General features: G+C 35.8%; 24 protein-coding genes and 1 pseudogene. 15 read left to right on the top strand and 10 right to left on the bottom strand.

What is annotated here, in order from left to right:
• The first annotated feature begins 330 nt into the window (after positions 1-330).
• Positions 331-2046 (top strand): competence protein CoiA family protein, encoded by a 1716-nt coding sequence (locus ACXAEY_RS22450; protein WP_474815339.1) that lies wholly within the window; start codon positions 331-333, stop codon positions 2044-2046.
• A gap of 91 nt (positions 2047-2137) precedes the next feature.
• Positions 2138-2383, top strand: coding sequence for a hypothetical protein (locus ACXAEY_RS22445; RefSeq protein WP_474815337.1), 246 nt, complete (start codon positions 2138-2140; stop codon positions 2381-2383).
• A gap of 119 nt (positions 2384-2502) precedes the next feature.
• Here the strand turns inward: ACXAEY_RS22445 and ACXAEY_RS22440 are convergent, their stop codons facing one another.
• The 4 genes from ACXAEY_RS22440 to pruA all read right to left on the bottom strand — a co-directional run bounded on the left by ACXAEY_RS22440 (position 2503) and on the right by pruA (position 6036).
• Positions 2503-3684, bottom strand: coding sequence for a NupC/NupG family nucleoside CNT transporter (locus ACXAEY_RS22440; protein ID WP_474815335.1), 1182 nt, complete (start codon positions 3682-3684; stop codon positions 2503-2505).
• Between the two features lie 182 nt (positions 3685-3866).
• Positions 3867-4049 carry a hypothetical protein gene (locus ACXAEY_RS22435; RefSeq protein ID WP_474815333.1) on the bottom strand — a complete coding sequence of 61 codons (183 nt, stop codon included), beginning with the start codon at positions 4047-4049 and terminating at the stop codon, positions 3867-3869.
• A gap of 107 nt (positions 4050-4156) precedes the next feature.
• Entirely contained in the window at positions 4157-4369 is a 213-nt protein-coding gene (locus ACXAEY_RS22430; protein WP_474815331.1) for a hypothetical protein, read from the bottom strand.
• A 68-nt stretch (positions 4370-4437) separates the two neighbouring features.
• Positions 4438-6036, bottom strand: coding sequence for an L-glutamate gamma-semialdehyde dehydrogenase (pruA, locus tag ACXAEY_RS22425; RefSeq protein WP_474815329.1), 1599 nt, complete (start codon positions 6034-6036; stop codon positions 4438-4440).
• A 295-nt stretch (positions 6037-6331) separates the two neighbouring features.
• Here pruA and ACXAEY_RS22420 point away from each other — a divergent pair, with 295 nt between their 5' ends.
• The 5 genes from ACXAEY_RS22420 to ACXAEY_RS22400 all read left to right on the top strand — a co-directional run bounded on the left by ACXAEY_RS22420 (position 6332) and on the right by ACXAEY_RS22400 (position 8179).
• On the top strand, positions 6332-6544 hold the full coding sequence (locus ACXAEY_RS22420; RefSeq protein ID WP_474815327.1) for a hypothetical protein: 213 nt from the start codon (positions 6332-6334) through the stop codon (positions 6542-6544).
• A gap of 49 nt (positions 6545-6593) precedes the next feature.
• Positions 6594-6839, top strand: coding sequence for a hypothetical protein (locus ACXAEY_RS22415; protein WP_474815325.1), 246 nt, complete (start codon positions 6594-6596; stop codon positions 6837-6839).
• 39 nt (positions 6840-6878) lie between these two features.
• The gene (locus ACXAEY_RS22410; RefSeq protein WP_474815322.1) at positions 6879-7049 is read left to right on the top strand and encodes a hypothetical protein; all 171 of its coding nucleotides are present in this window, start codon (positions 6879-6881) and stop codon (positions 7047-7049) included.
• Positions 7050-7249: 200 nt separating this feature from the next.
• Entirely contained in the window at positions 7250-7789 is a 540-nt protein-coding gene (locus tag ACXAEY_RS22405; protein ID WP_474815321.1) for a hypothetical protein, read from the top strand.
• Between the two features lie 120 nt (positions 7790-7909).
• Positions 7910-8179, top strand: coding sequence for a hypothetical protein (locus ACXAEY_RS22400; RefSeq protein ID WP_474815319.1), 270 nt, complete (start codon positions 7910-7912; stop codon positions 8177-8179).
• 99 nt (positions 8180-8278) lie between these two features.
• On the opposite strand, the gene ACXAEY_RS22395 is transcribed toward ACXAEY_RS22400, so the two are convergent.
• The gene (locus ACXAEY_RS22395; RefSeq protein WP_474815317.1) at positions 8279-8698 is read right to left on the bottom strand and encodes a hypothetical protein; all 420 of its coding nucleotides are present in this window, start codon (positions 8696-8698) and stop codon (positions 8279-8281) included.
• A 123-nt stretch (positions 8699-8821) separates the two neighbouring features.
• Between ACXAEY_RS22395 and ACXAEY_RS22390 the strand changes: the two genes are divergently transcribed.
• Entirely contained in the window at positions 8822-9439 is a 618-nt protein-coding gene (locus ACXAEY_RS22390) for a M15 family metallopeptidase (protein WP_474816517.1), read from the top strand.
• A 93-nt stretch (positions 9440-9532) separates the two neighbouring features.
• On the opposite strand, the gene ACXAEY_RS22385 is transcribed toward ACXAEY_RS22390, so the two are convergent.
• Positions 9533-9874, bottom strand: a complete 342-nt coding sequence (locus ACXAEY_RS22385; protein WP_474815316.1) for a hypothetical protein — start codon at positions 9872-9874, stop codon at positions 9533-9535.
• Between the two features lie 264 nt (positions 9875-10138).
• Here ACXAEY_RS22385 and ACXAEY_RS22380 point away from each other — a divergent pair, with 264 nt between their 5' ends.
• From ACXAEY_RS22380 to ACXAEY_RS22365, 4 genes are all read left to right on the top strand, one after another.
• Positions 10139-10393 carry a hypothetical protein gene (locus tag ACXAEY_RS22380; protein ID WP_474815314.1) on the top strand — a complete coding sequence of 85 codons (255 nt, stop codon included), beginning with the start codon at positions 10139-10141 and terminating at the stop codon, positions 10391-10393.
• A 214-nt stretch (positions 10394-10607) separates the two neighbouring features.
• Positions 10608-10967 carry a hypothetical protein gene (locus tag ACXAEY_RS22375; protein ID WP_474815312.1) on the top strand — a complete coding sequence of 120 codons (360 nt, stop codon included), beginning with the start codon at positions 10608-10610 and terminating at the stop codon, positions 10965-10967.
• Positions 10968-11141: 174 nt separating this feature from the next.
• Positions 11142-11408 carry a hypothetical protein gene (locus ACXAEY_RS22370; protein WP_474815310.1) on the top strand — a complete coding sequence of 89 codons (267 nt, stop codon included), beginning with the start codon at positions 11142-11144 and terminating at the stop codon, positions 11406-11408.
• A 139-nt stretch (positions 11409-11547) separates the two neighbouring features.
• Positions 11548-11940, top strand: a complete 393-nt coding sequence (locus ACXAEY_RS22365) for a hypothetical protein (protein WP_474815308.1) — start codon at positions 11548-11550, stop codon at positions 11938-11940.
• Between the two features lie 247 nt (positions 11941-12187).
• Here the strand turns inward: ACXAEY_RS22365 and ACXAEY_RS22360 are convergent, their stop codons facing one another.
• From ACXAEY_RS22360 to ACXAEY_RS22345, 4 genes are all read right to left on the bottom strand, one after another.
• Positions 12188-12349 carry a hypothetical protein gene (locus ACXAEY_RS22360; protein WP_474815306.1) on the bottom strand — a complete coding sequence of 54 codons (162 nt, stop codon included), beginning with the start codon at positions 12347-12349 and terminating at the stop codon, positions 12188-12190.
• Positions 12350-12486: 137 nt separating this feature from the next.
• The gene (locus ACXAEY_RS22355; RefSeq protein WP_474815303.1) at positions 12487-12675 is read right to left on the bottom strand and encodes a YodL domain-containing protein; all 189 of its coding nucleotides are present in this window, start codon (positions 12673-12675) and stop codon (positions 12487-12489) included.
• Positions 12659-12793 (bottom strand): YodL domain-containing protein, encoded by a 135-nt coding sequence (locus tag ACXAEY_RS22350; RefSeq protein WP_474816515.1) that lies wholly within the window; start codon positions 12791-12793, stop codon positions 12659-12661. Before ACXAEY_RS22350 ends, ACXAEY_RS22355 begins: the two co-directional genes overlap by 17 nt.
• 189 nt (positions 12794-12982) lie before the next feature.
• Positions 12983-13294 (bottom strand): hypothetical protein, encoded by a 312-nt coding sequence (locus tag ACXAEY_RS22345; protein WP_474815302.1) that lies wholly within the window; start codon positions 13292-13294, stop codon positions 12983-12985.
• A gap of 199 nt (positions 13295-13493) precedes the next feature.
• Here ACXAEY_RS22345 and ACXAEY_RS22340 point away from each other — a divergent pair, with 199 nt between their 5' ends.
• From ACXAEY_RS22340 to ACXAEY_RS22330, 3 genes and pseudogenes are all read left to right on the top strand, one after another.
• A complete protein-coding gene (locus tag ACXAEY_RS22340; RefSeq protein ID WP_474815300.1) occupies positions 13494-14825 on the top strand; it encodes a poly-gamma-glutamate hydrolase family protein in 1332 nt (443 codons plus the stop codon).
• Positions 14826-15442: 617 nt separating this feature from the next.
• On the top strand, positions 15443-15889 hold the full coding sequence (locus ACXAEY_RS22335; RefSeq protein WP_474815298.1) for a hypothetical protein: 447 nt from the start codon (positions 15443-15445) through the stop codon (positions 15887-15889).
• Between the two features lie 62 nt (positions 15890-15951).
• Positions 15952-16098 (top strand): annotated as a pseudogene (locus tag ACXAEY_RS22330) (RDD family protein); the annotation flags it as partial.
• Positions 16099-16720 lie beyond the last annotated feature (622 nt).

Here is a 16720-nt window from a genome sequence, read left to right as displayed (position 1 = left end):
CTGATTCTTGTATTCATAATATTTCCAGTGATAATATAGGTGATAAGCCTGTACCTAATTTCATTTAAGGGGTCGTTACTCTCATATATAAAGGAGCGATTACTATTAAGCTAGGTGGAAAAAAACTTATCAATGCTGATTCGAAAAAACTATTATCTGAGTTAAAAAGCGACGAACACTCTTTTGAAAAGAGAAAATTTTTAATGGAATGTGTAAGGGTTCATCGTCATCACCAAAAAGAACAAACCAATAGAGACAAATAAACAATTTGCTACCCAATATTTAGATTCACAAAGTTCTATCATAAAACTGCATAGCGAGGTGTACTGGGTGTTACAAGCAGTAGACGATTTAGGAAATACATTTCATTCTTTCACGGAAGAAGAAATTCTAAAAATCAGGGAACTAGATAGAGAAAGAAAGTTGATGTGCCCTGATTGCAACAACCCTGTTCAATTGAAGGCGGGAGAAATTAAGATAAAACATTTCGCACATAGACACGGATATGAATGTTCTAACGATTACTCCGAACCAGAAAGCCCTCAACATTTAAGAGGGAAGATTTTGCTGAAAGAACAACTAGAAAAGATTTATCCATATAGTAAAGTGGAGCTTGAATACAAAGTGGAAGCAACAAACCAACGTAGTGACGTAATGGTGATTCATTCTGATGGAAGTCATGAAGCATATGAGTATCAATGTTCTCCGATCTCAGAGGAAATAATGAACCAGCGCCATTCGCTATATAAAAAAGCTGGAGTGAAAGATTACTGGATATTCGGAGAGACCGTTCACTCTTATCACACGTCTAAAGATGAGGGATATAAAGAGAACGCCTTGCATAAATTCAGAGGAATGGAGATAGCCGTTAACAGATTCCAAAAGAACGTCTATTACATCGATACAACTTCTGAACGTTTTAGAGCTCTTTATCATTTCAATTTTTATAGCAGTTATTCTAAAACAGTCTTCCACATACGAGAAGAAGTGATGGATTTGAAGTCTCTATTGAAATTTGAAGATTTCTTGATGAACAGTTCAATTAAACGCTCACTTATCCATAACCGAGAAGCCGCTGCAAAAGCACAAGAAGAACGTAATAGAAAAAGGGCAGAGCAAGAGAAAAGATTAGCACAAATAAGAAAAGATGAAATAGAAGCGAAGGAAGAAGCCAAGCGGGAAAGAGTTCGTAAAATCCACCATGACTTACACAATAAGGACAACCTAACCAAAAAGGAAGAATTGTTATTCAATAGACTAATGGACAAACACAATTATAAGCATCTACCTGGATGTCTCAATATTGAAGTAGAGCATGATGATTTGATCATGACCCCTAGTTATGTGTGGCAATTATGGATCTATGATGAGTTTATTTATAACAAAAATCAATATTCACCAAAAAAACTATTTGTACCTACTATTAAAGATGCATTCTGGAAGAAGATGAATGAAGGAGTCTTTCGAGCAAAAAGAACGAATAACGAATCCTTCTTGACCTCAGCTCATTATTCATTTCCTTTGTACGCTTACATATCAGCATTATGTATGATAAACGTACTTTCAAAACTATCTTTTAAGCGTAATTACTACTCAATTGAAGTAGACGAGATTCAACCATTCGAAGATAAATGGGATAACATCCTTTTATCCATTTCCATAGAAGAGGCTAGTCAAAGATTCGAAGAAGATGACTCCATATTGCCTCACTATAAAAACATAAAAACCGATAGTAAATCAGATGAATTATTAAAGAGCGCAATGATTAGGTTCTTAACCGACCATCAAAAACGCGCTGTTAAGAAGTTAAATAACATCGAGGAACAAGCAGAACTTCAAAAAGATTATCGAATAAAGATCGAATATATTAATAATCTTATGGGTTCGTTAGGGGATGTATTGAGTGAGTGGGACAAAAAATTCATTACAAATACGTATAAAACTAACTTTGTCTTGTCAGAAAAACAACTCAAAGTAATAAATAGACTATCCGCTAAAGTAGAAAAAGAGTTAAATATATCGCTATCAACGAATAACATCCGCTAGCCCCCATATAAAAGACAGATAATGAGTACAATGGTAAAATAAAGGCAGATAATCTCTACTAAGATTAAAACGATGGGAATGGACTTACTTTATGACTTTTTTTGCAATAGCTTTCCAGTATCAAGAGGATGTTTACTATGATTTTGTTAAAGGTGATGACACCATGGACATAAGCGAAAGTTGCTTTTTACCTTCCAAACAAATGGCATTGGATTTTATCGCTGATGAATTAAGTGATGACTATGTAGTTGTAGAAATCACCCTTATCAGAATTGAACGTAATGGCTCTTGGACTCATTCTAGAGGTGTAGTTGAGCGTTGGGACTACCAAGAATAATTACGGTAATTTTATAGAAAAATCCATTAAAAAAAGCGTGCAAGTTATAAAACTTTTCCACGCTTTTTTCATTTTATATATTTCTATTAAAACAGTACCAACTTTACCTTTAGTGCTTATTAAGAAAACAGCCCTACCATTGTAGCGGTTAAAATACTAGCCATAGTCGCAACAAGGAGTAATTTAAGACCAAATTTTGCTACAATTTCTGCCTTAGCTCCGTTGATTGCCTGAATAGAACCTGAGATAATTCCAATACTAGAGAAGTTAGCAAAGGAAACCAAGAATGTACTAATGATAGCTACAGACTTAGGTGAAAGTGTATCAATAATTGCCTGAAGTTTAAGCATAGCGACAAATTCATTCGTTGCCAATTTCGTACCCATAAGAGAACCGACTTGAATCATATCAGCAGAAGTAACACCCATTAAGAAAGCTATTGGTGCGAAAATGTAACCTAGAATTTCAGTGAAACTCATTCCGATCACAGCCATGAATCCTGCGTCAATCATCGAAATAAGCCCAACATAAGCAACCAACATAGCCCCTACGATAAGCGCAACCTTACCACCGTCCAACGCTCCAACAGATATCGCCGAGAAAATTGACTTCGTGTTTGACACTTCTTTAATGTTAATTTCCTCGTCTTCCGTTTTCTTAATAGGCGCTACCAATGTAGCGATAATTAAAGCTGAAAGTGCGTTTAAGATCATAGCCACCAGTACATATTTTGGCGGAATCATAGTCATGTATGCACCCATAATGGACGCGGAAACACTAGCCATAGCAGAAGTAGAGACAATGAATAGTTTGTTATCGTTCATTTTATCCAAGTGACCTTTAATAGCTAGCAAACTTTCGCTCTGACCGAAGAATATAGAATTAATAGAATTGAACGTAACAACCTTTGAAAGTCCTGTGATTTTAGCAAGGAATCCACCTACATATTTGATAGCAAGCGGCAGCAGCTTGATATGAGTCAAGATAGACAGTAGTGTTGAAGTGAAGATAATCAGCATAAGAACATTTACAAAGAACACCGTCGTACCCTCAGGAATCCATCCGCCGACTACAAAGTCAATCCCATCATAACCGAAAGTTAAGACCTTCGTAACTCCGTTAGAAATAGCTTCAACGATCTTCATTCCAATCGTCGTTTTAAACATTACCAGAGTTACAGCAATCTGTAGACCGAACATAACACCTATCGCTTTAAAGTTAATGTTATGTTTATCGTTACTGATAAGATAACCAACTCCTAATGTAAGTAACATACCGAAAATACCAATTAAAATAGACATTTGCTAATCTCCTTTTAGTTAAAATAAATTATCAAATAAAGTAATCAAATTATTGTTTATACGAATACTCCATCCGGTTCTTAGAAATGCGAATACTATGAGAACTGCACCTCAATTGTTTAAGCGTTTTTTTGCCTTCCGTGTTACCGTAATTCAATGTTTCAATTATCAGATATGTAAAATTAGAGCTTTTTAAAGTTAAGCAAGACGATCCCTCTATCGTCAGCAAACCATTCTTTCGCAATAATGCTTTCAATATCTCTAATATCATCACAACCCGTTATATCTGTGTGGTATTCCACAACCGCATTTCTAGGGACAGCTTCATCGCATTCTGTTTGAAATACTACAAAATAATTGTTCATTTAATCACTCCGTCCAGATGTAAGAGGTGCTAATTCTTCTCTGAATTGCACCTCAATCGTTTATTTGGTCTTTGCTTCAATATAAGAAACTGTTATGTTTTCCGTATTTACTTCGTTTTTTCTACTGAATCGTTATCATTTCCACCTTCAACAATCCAACCGTTTAATCTTGCGTATTTAAGCTTCCTAGAATATTTCTCTTTCCACCGAGACCATTTCTTCGCATATCCTAGCGAAGCTAATACGTCTTTTTTCCGTTCTTTTTCAAGGATTTCCCCAACCCATTTTGGCACTTCGGGTTTGTATTCTGTTTTATCCATAGTATCGCCCCTCGATGTAAGTTGAATTATTGATGCAAGATTTTAACGTTGATTTGTTTTAGCGCTTGTTATGAAGGGTTAGAGAGCTTTCTTGTCTTCATTTTTGGCTGAGTGAAGTAGAGTAGGTAGTCTGGTCCACCCGCTTTGGAATCCGTGCCACTCATGTTGTAACCTCCGAATGGATGAACGCCAACAAGAGCTCCTGTACACTTTTTGTTAATATAGAGGTTTCCGCATTGCATCTCTTCAAGTGCTTCTTCAATACGACCTTCATTGGTAGAGTGGAAGGCTCCAGTAAGACCGTACTCAGTATTGTTATACTGCCTAATCGCATCTTTGTAATCGACCGCTTTTGTAAGCCCTAGTACAGGTCCAAAGATTTCTTCTTGGAAAATACGAGCAGTCTCCACTACGTTCCCAAATATAGTTGGCTCAATATAATAACCCTCATCACTTCCTGAATTCCCACCTAATAGAAGGTCAGCTTCGTTCTTTCCGATATCAATATAGCCCATAACTTTGTCAAACGACTTTTGATCCGACACAGGTCCCATGACATAGTTATCCTTGCCAGGTCCCATCACAAGCTTCTTAGCTTCTTCTAGCACCTTTTCGACTACTTCATCATAAACACTCTCTACGATGATAGCCCTTGAACCTGCAGAACATTTTTGACCTTGGAAACCAAATGCAGAACTTACAATATCCTTTGCAGCTTGATTAAGATCTGCTGTTTCATCTACAACTACACCGTCTTTACCACCCATCTCAGCAACGACAGTTTTCAGCCATTTTTGCCCGGGCTGAACCTTAGCCGCTCTTTCGTAAATACGGGTACCAGTAGCTCTAGAACCAGTAAAGCTAATAAATCTTGTCTTTGGGCTATCTACTAAGTAGTCACCAACTTCACTTCCGTATCCAGGTAGGAAGTTAATCACACCTTTAGGCAGACCTACTTCTTCCATAAGTTCGACAAACTTATATCCAATTACCGATGTCAGTTCTGAAGGTTTAAGGATAACGGTATTCCCTGTCACAATAGCACTTGTCACAGTACCAGCTAGGATAGCAAGAGGGAAGTTCCACGGCGGAATAATAACACCAACACCGAGCGGGATGTATTCTAACTTGTTATCTTCAGCGGGAAGTGGTCGATACATAAATGGATCTACATCTGGATTGATCTTAATAAGTGGTTCAGGATTCTCAAGATCTAGCATTTGCCTAGCGTAGTATTCCATGAAGTCAATTGCTTCTGCAGTATCAGCATCAGCTTCAAGCCAGTTCTTACCCGATTCAAAAATCATCCATGCAGTGAATTCGTGTTTTCTCTCACGCATAACACGAGCAGCTTCAAACAAAAAACGCGCTCTTTCTTTAGCTGGGACTTTACTCCACGTTTTAAACGTATCCGTAGCCACCTCAAGGGCAAGCTCTGCTTCTTTTGTTCCAGCTGCTGAAACATAACCGACTACCTCATCCTTTTTACTTGGATTTAGTGATTCGATGCATTTCTCCGTTTCGATTCTTTCGCCATTAATGACTAGAGGATACTTACTCCCGAGTTTAGCTTGGACATTATTTAGGTGGTCTTCAATTTCTCTCTTATTTTGCGGATTTTCAAAATTAACAAACGGTTCATTCTCGAATGTATATAGGTGTTTCATATAAGATCGCTCCCTTTTTATTAAATTAAGTAAACGTTTTCATTTACCCGATTGCCTAAAAAGAATAGGAACCCTCTTATAGTTTGTAAACTTATGCCCAAGTGTCGATATAAGCCGGTTTATTAAACTTATAAATTACATTAAAAAATATAAAATAATAAAATCATAGAAGAAAACTTCTCCATACTATGATAAACTTGACTAAATAATAAAAGGTAAGGTATTTCACGGTAATTAAACCTTGCTGAACAACTAACATAACGTCAATAAACCCCCTAAAGGAGAGTCTATTTACATGAGAGATTCTAAACCTTGCTGTGTTTGTAATACATACAAAGCTATCGATGATATGAAGTGGTGTGAGTTCAACTTCGTATCTTTTTGCCCAAACTGTGATCAAGACTTAGTGATGGTACGCGACCATACGAATCAACTTAGTTATGTACATATCGGTTCACTAACAAAATTACAATCCGCTCAACCAACGGAACATTGGATAAAAATGTGATAGAGTGAATCGTCTTAAATAGTAATCGATGTTAGAAAGGTTGATCAAAATGAAGAATACAAGAAGGTTAAACGAAGAAGAGATTCAATCCCTAACCCTAGAAATGAAAGTCTGTTATATGCTACAAGCGTGGAATAACATTATCAAACCGAAAACACCTGAAGAGTGGGCAAGAGAAGTGGGGTTCTTCAATTATAAGAAGACTGGGGTATCGAACAATGACCCTGTAGCCATTAACCGAGCGATATCTGAAGCTTACCACCAGATTAACTTTGTTAAATCTTATATAACGTAATAAAGGTAAGAAACGAAGACAACTATCTAGGAGGAACAGATGGCACAGCCTAAAGAAAGTATGTACAAAATAGAAAACGGGAAACCAATACCATCTAAAGCAGAAGAGATGGCTTGGACACTACGATATGGTTCTGAAGAAGATATCATCAATCACCGATTATATATTGCTCATATTGTAAGTTTGTACATTCAGTCCAGAAAGGACTAATAGGTACAGAAGAACATATTGTTTTTTGAAAAATTACATATAATCTAGAAAAACCCCAGACGGTCTGTTTATTCTTATCTGCCTGGGGTTTTTGATTTATATTATCGTCTAACAGCTCAAGTTCAACCCTTCACTGTTATTGGTTAAACCTGAAAATCTAGGACATACTATTTTTATTACGTTAAGAAAGGGTGCTTGAAATGTACGGAATGTACGAACTTTTTCAAGAACTTGTAGAGTTAGAAATAGAAGACGAAAAACTAGTTAAGATTCATGCACGTATGCAGGAAATATCAAAATCAGAAATAGAAAACGCAGAACTTAAGTTGTTATCATCTCAATCTTCTCAATTAGATGAGAATACAGTTACTTGTGCCAATTTGATGCAGGATGTAGTAGACATGATTATTGGAGATATAAAATTGCAATTAGACGCCATGAGAAAGAGAAATTCCACCGATCGGGAAGTTAAAACAAGGGGCAAAATATTAGATTCAGACCTAGAGACTTTTGAAGAGATCTTAAATAACGCAATACCAGAAGCAGCAGAGGGGATTTTAGTGCAGACTAAGGAATATTCGGAATGGATAAGAAATAATCTTCACGATGAAGTTGGCGTAAGAAGGAGAATGCAACTGTTAAACCACCAATTAGATACGTGTAGCTTGTTAGTTAAGTACAAATGGAACAAAAGTGCATTATTAGATGTACCGCTACATGAGGGAATTTTATACGAATAGATGCCTACAGTATTTCTTCTAGAGACATCTTACATCTCAAGAGCAACTCTAATCTACTTCTTGTTAAACTTCAGATCTCTTGGACATACTGTTTTTATTCCGTAAGAAAGGGTGCTTGATGTGTATAATTCTTATGATTCTATGAGAAGAACTTTACAATTGGAAAAAGAAACAAAAGACCTTATTGAGTGGGCATCATCTGAACTTGATAATCTCAAGATTACTGGTTTCGAGTGGAACGGCTTCTCATTCTATACCGAACATGACCATGTATACGTTTCCCAGATACACTCTGCAGAATTTAAAGATGTATCCGAGGCTATCACAGCTGTTAAATTTATCATCGCGAATGAAATTATTAAAATGGACAACGGGGCGGTCCTGAATTAAGAACGCGAAACGTTAGAAATTCACAAAACCTTATTGTTTTTGCAAATACAAATATAAATCCCAAGACAGGAAGCTTGTATTACCTGTCTTGGGGTTTTGTTATTTACCTATATCAACCTTTAAAATTTCAAGACCATTCCTTAAGTAGTTAGGATAAGGTACTTTTCCGGAAAACTGTCGGATTTCCATATCTCTTTCTGCTTCGTTAAAACTTAAACTCTCAAGATAATCTCGATAGGTTTCTTCAGGATCATCAGACTCTAGATGGTCTTGATCACGACCAATATACATAACAACATGGAGCATTTTTATATCTTCTAATTCGAGACCTCTCAAATATGAATCGATTTCATCTCTTATTTGTCTACTTTCCATTCCACGATCTTCCGAAAGAAAGTCACCGACCTGAGTAGGGCTAGTATCCTGATTAGAACGCTCTAGAATTTTCCTGCGATTATCGCCTAGACGAATCACATCTCTAAAAATATACTCTTTCCCATTAAAAAGTGAGTTTTCCATACATACATCTCCCTTCTTATTTTCTTCTATGTTATCAAACTACGGAAAAGATTTGGTATATTCCCACAAATATCTAAAAGAGATTATACTAAGTAAGTGTTTTTTTAGGAGGTGTATATTTTGATGAAAAAGATTCCAGATATCCCGATGGTTAGTGATGTAAGTGATGTTAAGGTTAGTGAAAATGGCGAAAAGCTCGTTTTACTAAACGATGTTAGCCCTGATAAATTAGTTGTGTTTTCAAAAGCTTACAAAGAAGGGAAGAAAGGATCTATTGAGAGGTCTTTTGTCAGAGAGACTATAAAAAACAAGGTGGTTACAGCGGCTAACAACCTCCCTGAAGGTTACAAGTTGGTTGTCTGGGAAACTTACACACCAAAGGCTCTGATTGAAGGCATTCGAAATGAGGAAGTCAAAGACATCTCAGAGATCGCCCATATGACCGGAGGAAGTGTCGATGTATCTTTAGCCGATAATCACGATAACGTCCTGGATATGGGCACTGAGTTGAGCCACAGCGCGCCTCAGAATAAGAGTTCGTTGCATTACGAACAGTTCGAAGATGGAGGCTTAAGCGAAAAAGATAAAGAACTTAGGTCAAACAGGAGAATCCTCTTCCATGCTATGAGCGAAGCTGGCTTCACCAATAACCCTCTAGCATGGTTCCATTGGGATTATGGAAACAGATGGTGGGGCAAGGCTACCGGAAATACCGCCTTTTACGACTCTCTTGATTTATGAAATAGTTAAACACAAGGATTACCTTGTGTTTTTTTATTTCTGCATAAATTTCATTAGAAAAAGGGCAAATGATTGCCCTTCAATAATTTACTGTCAGAATAGGCTGAACTGCCCACCACTTTTAAAAATCATTTCATCTTCCTCACTCTCAAAAATGGTCTCAATATCCTCTCTAAGGATCGCAGCATAAAAACCCGATTCATCATTGATAGTAATTGTAGGTTTGAGGTAAACGTTCCTTGATATTTTCGTTGGATATAGTGCGTTGTTCGCAACAATCCAGGTCTCCTTACAACCTTTAATTGCAATTTTATCTGAAACTTTTAGTTCGTGAAAATCTGGTGTGTAATTCTTGTAGTCTTCCCAATTCTTAAATTTGAGAAAAGATGCGTCTGTTGCCTTACTTGAAAGTTTGTTAACTGTTTTGTAACTCATATGCATTCCTCCATAAGTAAAATCATTTTAAAAATTGTAGCACTTACTATGGGCGATAGGAGAAAAACAAAAGTGAAAATACTATGGGGACATAAACTATCTAGTCTAGGTTCAAATAATACAACTTTCACTAAACATTGGAAATTTATCCACCAACAAACCAATTTTAGGCTTAAAATAAAATAGTAATCCAACTCAATTGTACTTAAATCTTTCCATCATCATCATCAGTCCAACCACTATCAACTAAGAGGAGGAATAGAATTGGTTTATATGACTGTTTATGTAAATGAAGAGGTGTTTTGTTTTATCGTCAATGCCATAAACTCAGGAGCTCCGTTTGAAGGACAAGAATTACAAGAAGCTTCTCTGAAGAAGACAGGGGACTACAATTTAGAAGTCCAAGTTCCGATCATAATAGTTGGTCAGTTTGCTAAGAAAAACAAAACTTCAATAAACCTGGATTTATTGTTGGAACTACAAAATCAAAGTGGACCGAACCAACACCAGTATTTATAAACGACATTTTAAGCAACAACCGCTATACGCATTAACGTCATAGCGGTTTTTTTCTTCATCAAAATCTAGTTTCTAATCCGCAACATAGCAGATAGCACCTAGGAAAAGTTACGAACCCGAAATAAATTGGAGATAACCATTAGAATGAAGAATTGTGTTTGAATTATGAGAGGGAAATGGCATGTTATAATAAAGAAAAAGTGGAGGGTTTTTATTGAAGACGATGCTTTTCATATTATTTTTATCTTATTCCGTGGTGATATATTCGGTCTATCAAATAGTGTTCAAACAAAATATTACCCAAACGACAATAGGTAGTTTGATCTTCTTCATTTCTTTTGCTGTAATTTTTACCCCTATCTACATAAAGGGGAGCGAGAATAACAAAAACATGGAAGCAATTTTCGCTCATTTTAATCATTGTGACGAAGCTACATCTATTGTTATTAATGAGGATGATAAGACGCCTGCTCACCTTTACAGAGTTAATGGATGTGGGAAAAAATACTTGGTAGAATTAAAAAAGAATGAAGTTGTTAATAAGCGAGAAATAGAATCCCCAAGTTCAAGTTGACTAATTGTAGTCAGCTTTTTTTATTTGGGAATTAATGTAGACTTTGTAAGTCGTTTTGTTCCTTACATTAAAAAAGAACAACTCAGTAATTTTCGATTATTAAAAAACACAACCTATTTTGAAACAAACACCTCGATGTCACCTATAATTGATAAGATTTAGGGGGTGATAGGTTTGAGTAACGTTTCAAGAGAAGAGATAGCAGAAGTGTTAGAGGAAGCTTTATTTGCAGATGGGTTCGATGATGCACTGATCGGTTATGTGCAACGCTGCGGTATGATGGTCGCTTTGTACGATGCTAGAAAGTGTATAGAAATCTTGGTGATAGACGAGGGAATGACAGAAGAGGACGCATTGGACTATTTTAGTTATAACGTATTAGGTGCGTGGGTAGGAGACAACACTCCAGCATTCGCTTACTTGGAGGATAGTTTAATTTAGGGGATAATCCCCTTTTTTTACTTTGAAATAGATTTTCTACGCATTTTTCCTTAAAAGGGAATGCTTTTTTTACTTAAAAAATGGAAATCAATTATTATTATACAGATTAAGATAAACAAATGATGAGAGGATGAAAGTTATGAATTGGAGACAAAAGAAAGCAGCAAACCCTAAAAGACCAATTACTTGGAAAATTGTAGAACAGAATAAGTGGAGTCAGAAAATTAGTGAAAGCAATTACATGTTTGTAGTGATTGAACCGCTACCAGACAACAAATACAAGTTGAAGTATGTAGATGCTGAAATTAAAGATTATGATAAAGAAGAAAAAAACTTTATTCGTGAGAAATACAATCTTGCGCCACATAGCAATAGAAGTCTTGCGTTAAAATTAACGGAGCATTACGACCACTATGAGTGGATCGAGACTGTTAATAGCAAAGAAGAACTTTGTGATAAATTAGAAAATGAGACTTCATTTATATTGTCCTCGCTCAGTAAATTAGTTGAATTTGATTCCTGTGTAGTCTAATACTTATAGATTATTGGAACATAAACCTAGGAAATTAAATAATCAAACTAGGCATAATGACGTAAAAGTCGTTGTGTCTTTTTTCTACTCAACCAATAAAAAAAAAGCCAATAGAAAAAATCTATTAGCTAAATTTTATATTTTCAACTTTAGACGTTTTTAAACACCTTTACACATGCATTTTTAATATGAAGATATTATGTTCATATTAAAAATCCATTTTATAAAATTATCGTTTATTACTATTTCAATCTTTACCTTCAATTAAGTCAACATTAACCGTTGCACTTTCAATATCAGCAACAAACAAATCATTGTCTTCTGCATACTTGTCCGCATGATCTAACCAATCTATATACTTAACGCATCCATCTGAGAATGTTACTTTGTGGGTTTCTCTTTTTTTCATAATATCCATCCTTTATTTATTATTTTTGGTAGTAATGAAAATCATTACTTCTATAAGTGTGAAAAACACAGTCACAGTAGTGATTTATGAAATTTCATTGTAATGAAAAATCATTACAGCATTACGTCATTACACCCTCATAATGCGATCTCTTTCCAACCGAAAGAATCACAATAGTAATGCACATTATTGATCTCTACGATATCTGACACGCTCATTGAGCGACCCTGAAAATCTTGAGGGTGATTAACATTGAATTTAGTGTAAAGCTCCTCTAAGACTACTGTAGCATCCGTAGCGCTTTTCGATTCAATATTCCCCCTCATATACCAGGTCGTAGTTATCCAGACTCACCTCTAGGTCTACAGCCTTCATCATTTCCAATCCCATAAATCCAACTTCCCTAGTCAGATTCCTTTTTACTTGATGGACTTTATACTTCATTGCCATACTACATCCGCTCCCTTTTAAAATGGATTAGTTCTATTCTTGCACAAATTATAATTCGGAATTCAGGTCGTGGTTAAATAAATCTATTATTATACCTCTATCTAGAGGGTTCGCCTCGAAACTTTTTGCGATAAAAGAGCTAATAGAACAAATCTATTAGCTCTTTGATTAATGGCGAATTTTTTAAGCAGATTTAAAATTATTCGTAATCACACTCTGTAAAACATCCATTACTTTTTCCAGTGATAGATTCTTCATATGTGACCGGAAAGAAGAAGGGAAGTTTAAGAAATCGATCGTGTCGAAAGTGCTATTTTCATTAATACGGATATACGAAATTCCCACCCCTTTGTAGACAACACAAAATAAGGAATCGAACTTCGAATTTTCTTTTTTACTTTCTGAAACCTTTATTGCGGGTTTTAATTCTAATCCGATTTCTTTCAACTTCTCTTTTACATTTCCAAATCCCTCGATGTTTGCAGTGTAATACATAGTAAAACCTCCATGTTTTAGTTTATTTCTTGCTGAAATTATAAATCAAATCTTCTCTAGCGGTGAAAAGTCATCTAATTTTTAGACCATTAGGAGGTATGAAATATAAAACAAGCAGGAAACTCTCCTCTTTTTCATCCGCTCTAATGGAGGTATCGCCTCCTTATCGCTTAACGAAAAGGTAGGAGGTGATAGGAGTTTGAAGTATTTTACTAGTTTAATAGCATTAATGTGCGTTCTATTGATTCCGAGTCAATATGAAGCAGAAGATAAATATTCTACATATGAAGATTTAAGAAAAGATTTTGTTAAGGGTGAGGATTACAAAGTGTCAGGTGAGTTGGATGATTCAACAATCCTTTTTAGCGCAATACACGGTGGCAACATTGAAGGTGGCACAGAAGACATAGTAAAAGAACTAGGAGAACGAACAAACTATAGCACGTACACTTTTGAATCTTTACTAAGTTATCAAGTAGACGAAAATAATCTCAAGCCAATGCACATAACATCTACTAACTTTGACGAACCACTAGGTTACGCTCTAGCCCATGCAACAACAACAGGGATTACACTTCATGGTTTCTACGACATGGATAATCCTTATGTACAAATTGGCGGCTTAAACACAGGACTAAGAAAGATCGTAGAGGATGAGTTAGTAGCTGCAGGGTTTGTTGTAGCGGATGCTGAATCTCACTTAGCAGGTGTAAAACCAGATAACTTTGCAAACATCGGAGGGTTACAAGCAGGGGTTCAACTTGAACTTTCAACCGCTCTTAGAAAGTCATTCTATGATGATGGTCGTCACATTTCTAGAAATGGAAATAAAACGCAAGCTTTCTATGATTTTGTAGGAGCAATTGAAAGAGCAGCTTCTGAATACGACAAAAAGATTGAAGATATTCATGTTGGTCCAGCTACAGGAAAAGTAACTACCGTTAATCAGCACTTAAATATTCGTATCAAACCAGACCTTAATTCTCGTAAAGTAGGGGACATTCCTCTAGGAGACACTGCCACTGTTTATGACACGTACCAGGATTACAGCGTAGTCTCATATAACGGAGTGATCGGTTTCTCTTATGGACCGTATATTGAAAAGAACGAAGAAACAGAAGTGGAAGAGCTGACGGTTCACGATGTTAATACTTATGCAAATCTGAGAAGTGGTCCATCGATTGATGATTCAGTCCTCACCACTGTTCCAAAAGGTGAGAAGGTCACAATTCTAAATAAGGATCAATCATATTATAAGGTCATGTATTCCGGTGTAACCGGCTATGTACATAATAGCACTCTCGCAAACATCGTTACTCATTTTGTTGGTGGTGTGAACACGTATCTAAATGTTCGTGAGCAACCAACAATTGACGCACCTAAGCTTGGACACATATATGAGTTCGATACAATTAAGGTGATCGATGATTCAACCGAATGGTACAAGGTACTAATAAATGGTCAAGAAGCATATGCTCACGGAGGTTATTTATTTAAGAGTATTGCGGATTATAGAAGCATACCTCAGTAACTCTTATACAAAAACGGTCATAGGCATTTGCCATTGACCGTTTTATTAATGATTTAAAATCATACATTTTCAGTGTTTTTCTTTGTGATATAATAAAAACATATATTTTAATGTAATTTTAAATTGAGGTGTTGACGATGAAGCTATATAATTGGCACAAGCTAAATGATTTTGAGAAAAATCTATATAGAACTCTTGTGAAAGATAAACGAAGCGAGCTTATAAAGATTCACGGCGAGAGGAAAGAGTGTGAAATCAGAGCAAAGCGGTACGCTTATCATACAATCTATAGAATGAGATTCATGAATACAGTACGATCTGGATTCCACACAATCTATAAAATACGATTTATGAATTCAATGAGAAGGTACTTTCATCTAGATTAACCTTTTTTATTAACACAAAACACTACATAATTGTGCAGAGAAGAAGAGCAAACCTATACAACGGTGAGCTCTTCTTTTTATGTACCCATTCACCCATTTACTACTTAAACTGATTTCATACTTGTTACTATATTCATATCTTGGATATGATTGAAATTTTATGCAATTAGTAGAATAATAACTATATGACCATAAAGATTATTCAATTAGTGAAGGAGGGAATACGTAAAGATGTCTAAGTTTGCTATCGACATGGAAAAGAAGTTCAGATTTGCGCTACTATGCTTTTCTACATTCACCTGTATGTATGCCATCGTTCAAGAATTTTTTAGGTATGATTTATCTAACGAGAATAATACAAACTATACTGCTTTTGCTATTATCATCCTATTATCCATTCTTTTCGCATCACTAATTTGGTATGAAATAAATGAGTTCTTAGGGGACGACTGGGATTGGAAACCGAAAAATTGGTTTGAGCGGTTACAAAATGAATTCTTTGGTCTAGTAGGCATTGGTACTCTATATTTTGTTACACAAATGGGGATCATGGTCTTGTTTTTCCCTTCCTTTGAGGAAATCATGATTTTGCAGGTTCATGTGTATGCCGTGCTGTTCTCTGTCGTCTCAGTCCTGGTCTTCCTGATCTACAGAATGACGATTCTGAAATTCGAATAACCAATCTACATACCAAGCAATTAAGGTGCTATTTGGAGAGACAAAGGAGTTGCAGAAGTGAAACAATGTTTAAAAGAGAAATTGTCGGTTCTATATTTTATATCCTCACATTAGGAGTCATTGTAAGTGCTTTTATGGTCGGTTTAAGAAATGACAATCGGGCTATTCATGACCTTATTGCCGGAACTCAAGTGATCAAAACTAAATAGTTCTAAAAACAGACCCCTAGGTTTTTATCCTAGGGGTCTTTAGATATACGTTTGCTTATTTTTACCGCTATGAGCACTTCATCCTTCTTTGAGGAGAAGTTTCCTTTGGTGGTTACCTAGAACATAGTTTAGAGATATAAGAACCGGAATTATTAAACCTAGGAACAATGAGAACCATAAGTTATTTGTCAGTTGATAATACATGAATGCCGACCAAACTGCACCTATGCATACTACAACCTCCAAAATTCTCTTAATAATAGTAAGCCTTCTATAAATTTGCTCACTTCGATTGCTTTTGTTGATCATCCTCTTCGAAGCCAGTTTGACCACATTATAGATTACCACCACTGCAATGATAAACAAAAACCTATTAAGATATGGGAGTTCCAGATACCAATATACGAATGAATCCACTAATATCACCTCAATTCTAAATTTAATAAAAATAAATTTTTTCCTTCTCCTAAACATCTTTATAAATATCGCTATGACGACCTATCCCTTGATATGCGGGAAGGTCTTTTTTGATCCCTATACCCGCAAACTTCGCAAAAAGAAAATTCGAAGTGTTATTCATTTTGCGATGAACCTAATCAATATAAAAGGGGGGGTTTCATGA

This window comes from Anaerobacillus sp. ABA4_114, from assembly GCF_056159065.1.
Note: the sequence above shows the minus strand (reverse complement) of the source record. Positions and strands in the feature narration are given on the sequence as shown.